Here is a 5,056-nt window from a genome sequence, read left to right on the forward strand (position 1 = left end):
GTCCCCGGGGGCGCCCCCGGGGACCTCTACGCCCGCAGCCCCGCGGCGGAGTTCCGGATAGGAGCCTCCGGCATCACCCTCCCGGGCGCCCAGCGCACCAAGAACTTCTCCGAGGGCCAGGTGATGACCGCCCTCACCACCGCGAAGGACTATCTGGTGGAGTCCTCGCTCGACCCCGCTGTCCTCACGGGCGGCGCGGTGCGGCCCGTTCGGGTGCTCCTCGACCCCGACCAGCTGGAGCAGTTCGACCGCAGCATGGCCGCCCCGGTCGCCGACGGTCACCACTCGGCCACCGGCTGGCTGGTGCGCTACGACCCCGCGAAGGTGGCGCTCGCCGACCCCGAGGTGCGGGTCCAGGGCACGCTGACCGTCACCGAGGCGGGCCCCGACGCCCTGGAGGTGACCTCGGACCACACCTTCGCCTACGCCCTCCGTCCCGCCGACCCCCACGGATCCCGGCCTGGCGGCACCGACCAGCAGCCCGGGCAGGCAGACCGCGAGACGAAGAAGGGCGACGGCACCGCGACGGGCGACGCGACCACGACGGCGGAAGGGACCGAGTCGGCGGAAGGGACCAGGACGGGTGAGAGGAGCGAGCCGGGCCCTGCCTCGCTCTTCACCGTCCGCCGCGAACTGCACTTCCGCTTCGACCGGGACGATCTGCACCAGCACCGCGCGGAACTGGTGGCCAGCTCTGTCCAGGCGGGGCCGCAGGCGTGCTCCGACGACGCCTCCGGGACCCTGCGCCCCCTGCTCGCGGGCCAGCGGGCGACAGCGGGCGTCCCGGCGGGCACCGACCCCTATGCGACGGGCGACCCCACAGCGGCCCTGTGCGGATCCCTGGCCCCCGGGGCACAGCCGAAGCCGCACAAGCCCTGACGGTCAGGTGCCCCGGGGCGACGCGCGTCCCCGGCGTCCCGGGGCACGCCCGCGCGGGCCGACTGTCGCTCCCGCCGGGCGCGGGAGACTAGCTGTCGCTCCCGGAGGAACCGCCCTTGCCTCCATTGGAGCCCGAGCCGCCGCTCCCGCCGCCCGTGAACTTGTCGCGCAGCTTGCCCCCGAGGTCGCCCGCGCCGCCGGCTATGTCGCCGACCAGCTTCATCAGCGGATCCTTGCTCGTACGCACCGTGTCCGCGTAGTGCGAGGCCGACTCGCGGAAGGAGTCGCTGACCGAAGTGTCGCTGTCCTCCGAACGCCGCGGGTAGTGACCGTCCATGATCCGCTGGTAGTCGCGGCTCTCGGCCCACTTCTTCAGCTCCGCCGCGCGCACCGTGGTGAACGGGTGCGAGCGGGGCAGCACATTGAGGATCTTCAGCACGGAGTCGCGGAGATCGCCGCCCGCCTCGTACTCCTCGGCCTGCTTGAGGAACGCGTCGACATTCATCTCATGCAGATGGTTGCCACCGGCTATCTTCATCAGCCCCCGCATCGACGCCTGGAGATCCTGGCCCACCAGCAGTCCGGCGCGGTCCGCGGACAGCTCCGACTTGCGGAACCACTCGCGCAGCGCGGTGACGATCGCCATGATCGCCACATTGCCGAGCGGAATCCAGGCGATCTTCAGCGCCAGATTGGTGAGGAACAGCAGAATCGTGCGGTAGACGGAATGGCCAGAGAGCGCATGGCCCACCTCATGGCCCACGACCGCCCGCATCTCCTCCTCGTCCAGCAGCTCCACCAGGCCGGTGGTCACCACGATGATCGGCTCGTCCAGGCCGATGCACATCGCATTGGGACGCGGGTCCTGTGCGACATACATCGCCGGGACCTTCTCCAGGTCCAGGATGTGACAGGCGTCCCGCAGCATCGCGTGGAGGTGCGCGAACTGGGCGTCACTCACCCGCACCGAATCGGAGAGGAAGAGCAGCCGCAGGCTGCGCTCCGGCAGCAGTCCGCTCAGCGCCTTGAAGACGGTGTCGAACCCGCTGAGCCTGCGCAGGGCGACCAGCGCCGAACGGTCCGCCGGGTGTTCATAAGCCCGTGAGGAGATGCCCGGGAAGCGCTTCCGCTGCCGGCCCGGCACATTCTCGTGACTGCTTTCGGTCATTCCTGCCCCCTGCTTGACCTGACGGTACGACGGTACGTAGTGCGAGTGATCTCTCGTCCCCCTGACAATCCCCAGCGTAGGCGCTGGGGCCACCGAGCGTCGGGGGCTGTGGATAACTCAGGAATGCGGTGGCCGCACGCCTGGAGCCCGCTGTCCCGGCACCGCCGAAACGGCGCCGTGACCCCACAACGACTGAGTCGGCGTGAGCGTGCCCGAGGCCCCCGCATACGATGTGGGCGAAGTCCCTCCGCTCCAGTTCCCCGATCGATAAGGGCCCGCTGACGATGAGCCTCACCAGCACCGCCACCAACCTGGTCACCCTCGCCGAAGGCGCCGAGGGCGGTGGCAATCACCAGAGCCTCGAACCGATGGTCGTCGGCGGAGGCGCGCTGCTCGCGCTGCTTCTGCTGCTGTGGATCACCACCCGCTTCAACCGCGACCGCTGAGCCGGGGCAGGGCGAGCCGGACGACCGTGCCAGTAGGCTCTGCATGCATGGGAGAGCAGGAAGCGTCTACGGGCTCCGGTTCCGGCCGGCGGCGACTCGGTGTGATGGGCGGGACATTCGACCCGATCCACCACGGACACCTGGTGGCCGCCAGCGAGGTGGCCGCCCTGTTCCATCTCGACGAGGTGGTGTTCGTACCCACCGGACAGCCGTGGCAGAAGAGCCACAAGGCCGTTTCCCCGGCCGAGGACCGCTACCTGATGACGGTCATCGCCACGGCGTCCAACCCGCAGTTCTCGGTCAGCCGCATCGACATCGACCGCCCCGGGCCGACGTACACGATCGACACCCTGCGGGATCTGCACTCGCTGAACGAGGAAGCGGACCTCTTCTTCATCACCGGAGCCGACGCCCTCTCCCAGATCATCGGCTGGCGGGACGCCTCGGAGCTTTTCTCGCTGGCTCACTTCATCGGAGTGACCCGCCCCGGGCACGATCTGACCGACGACGGACTGCCGGAGGGACGGGTTTCCCTGGTGGAGGTGCCCGCACTGGCGATCTCCTCGACCGACTGCCGGGCGAGAGTCGCGAAGGGCGACCCGGTCTGGTACCTGGTGCCGGACGGCGTGGTGCGCTATATCGACAAGCGCCAGTTGTACCGCGGCGAGTGAGCCACGGAGAGGGGCACTGTGAACGACCAGCAGAACCCGTACGACCCGTATTACCAACAGCCGCAGATCATCGGCTATGACGAGTACGGGCAGCCGGTCTACCAGCAGCCTCAGCCGTACGAGCAGCCCCAGCAGTACGACCCCTACGCCCAGCAGGCGCAGCACCCCGAGCAGCCGCCTCCCGGGCAGGCGTACGGCTACGACCCCTACGACCAGCCGCCGGCGCAGCCCGAACAGCCTCAGTCCGAACAGCCTCAGCCCTACGACCGGCCGCAGTCGTACGAACAGCCTTCCCCCTACGACCAATACGGCCGGCCCCAGTCGTACGACCCGTACGCGGAGCTATCGCAGCAGCCCCCGTACCCCCAGCAGCAGGGCGGCCAGGACAGCCAGGGATACGGGTACGGATACGAACCGGAGGGCGGATTCGGCCAGGACACCGGCCGGCAGCCAGCCGCAGTCGACACCGCCCAATGGAGCATCCCGCAGCAGCAACCCGCCCCGGGCGAGCGGCTCGCCCCGGGGCCCACGCCCCCCGACACCTCGGACGCCCCGGACACCGCCACCGCGCAAGGGCCCGAGGCCGACCTGCCGCTTCCCGGCCCGCGCCGCTCCGAGGACGGACGGGACTACCGCACCGAGCAGTTCTCCTTCATCGAGGAACCGGACGACGACTCCGAAGACGTCATCGACTGGCTGAAATTCACCGAAAGCCGTTCCGAACGGCGCGAGGAGGCCAAGCGCCGAGGCCGCAACCGTGTCGTCGCGCTCGTCGTCGTCCTGGCGATCGCCCTGGTGAGCGGGGTCGGTTACCTCTGGTTCACCGGTGCGCTGTCCGGCTCGGACTCGGACAAGACGGGGACCGCGGCCGCCGGAGCGCAGAAGCGGGACGTGATCGTCGTACATCTGCACAACACCAAGAAGAAGGGCACATCGACAGCCCTCCTTGTCGACAATGTCACCACCAAGCAGGGCACCACCGTCCTGCTCCCCAACTCCCTTTCCGTCGCCCAGGACGACGGCACCCCCACCACGCTCGGCAAATCCGTGGAGGAGGACGGCTCGGTGGGCACCCGGGAGGCGGTGGGCACCCTCCTCGGCGCGAAGATCACCGGCACCTGGCGGCTCGACACCCCGTTCCTGGAGAATCTCGTCGAGCTGGTCGGCACAATCGATCTGACCACCGACGCCACCGTGCCCGGCGCCAAGAAGGGCGAGGCCCCGCTGGTGAAGCGGGGCGAGAACCAGACGCTGAACGGGCGGGCGGCCGTCGCGTACGCCACCCATCTGGGGCCGGGTGAGGCCGAGACCATGCAGCTCCAGCGGTTCGGCCAGGTCATGCAGGCCGTCCTTAAGAAGTTCCCGAGCGACGCGAAGTCCGCGACCGTCACCGTGGAGACCCTCGCGCAGATCCTCGACCCCTCGCTGACGGAGAAGGACCTGGGCGCCTCCCTCGCCAAACTGGCCGACCACGCCAAGGGCGGCGACTACCGGACCGCGGTGCTGCCCGTACAGCAGGACGGCACACTCACCGCCCAGGCGTCCCGCAGCGTCGTCAAGGACATCCTCGGGGGTTCGGTCTCCGCGCCGGAGAAGGACGCGGCCGTCCGGGTGGGCGTCAAGAACGCCACGGGGAAGTCCGCGGCAGCGGAGACCGCGCGAGTCTCCCTGGTCAACGGCGGGTACGTGGTCGTGGACGGCGGGAAGTCGGACACCGCGCCCACCTCGAAGATCACCTACGGCGACGACGCGCGCAAGGCGGAGGCCGCCGAGGTCGCGAAGACACTGGGCCTGCCCACGAGCGCGGTGCGGAAGGCAGCCGCCGCTCCCAACGCCGACATCAGCGTCGTCCTCGGCGAGGACTTCTCCACGGGGTGACGCCGGGCCCGTAC

Annotated in this window: 5 protein-coding genes; 4 read left to right on the forward strand and 1 reads right to left on the reverse strand. The window is 69.8% G+C overall.

Translation table 11 applies throughout. The features are described from left to right. Positions 1-879: SCO2583 family membrane protein (locus tag ACWF94_RS33215; protein ID WP_453497124.1), on the forward strand; the 879-nt coding region annotated here is incomplete at its 5' end. An 88-nt stretch (positions 880-967) separates the two neighbouring features. On the opposite strand, the gene ACWF94_RS33220 is transcribed toward ACWF94_RS33215, so the two are convergent. After that, on the reverse strand, positions 968-2,047 hold the full coding sequence (locus ACWF94_RS33220; protein ID WP_453497127.1) for a M48 family metallopeptidase: 1,080 nt from the start codon (positions 2,045-2,047) through the stop codon (positions 968-970). A 284-nt stretch (positions 2,048-2,331) separates the two neighbouring features. Between ACWF94_RS33220 and ACWF94_RS33225 the strand changes: the two genes are divergently transcribed. From ACWF94_RS33225 to ACWF94_RS33235, 3 genes are read left to right on the forward strand one after another with little or no spacing between them, the layout of a single operon-like run. Beyond that, entirely contained in the window at positions 2,332-2,493 is a 162-nt protein-coding gene (locus ACWF94_RS33225; RefSeq protein ID WP_453497130.1) for a hypothetical protein, read from the forward strand. Positions 2,494-2,540: 47 nt separating this feature from the next. Next, complete coding sequence (nadD, locus tag ACWF94_RS33230) at positions 2,541-3,164, forward strand: nicotinate-nucleotide adenylyltransferase (RefSeq protein WP_453497133.1); 624 nt, start codon at positions 2,541-2,543, stop codon at positions 3,162-3,164. Between the two features lie 18 nt (positions 3,165-3,182). Beyond that, positions 3,183-5,042 (forward strand): LytR C-terminal domain-containing protein, encoded by a 1,860-nt coding sequence (locus ACWF94_RS33235; RefSeq protein WP_453497136.1) that lies wholly within the window; start codon positions 3,183-3,185, stop codon positions 5,040-5,042. The last annotated feature ends 14 nt before the right edge of the window (positions 5,043-5,056 follow it).

It is taken from the genome of Streptomyces sp. NPDC055078 (assembly GCF_053607985.1).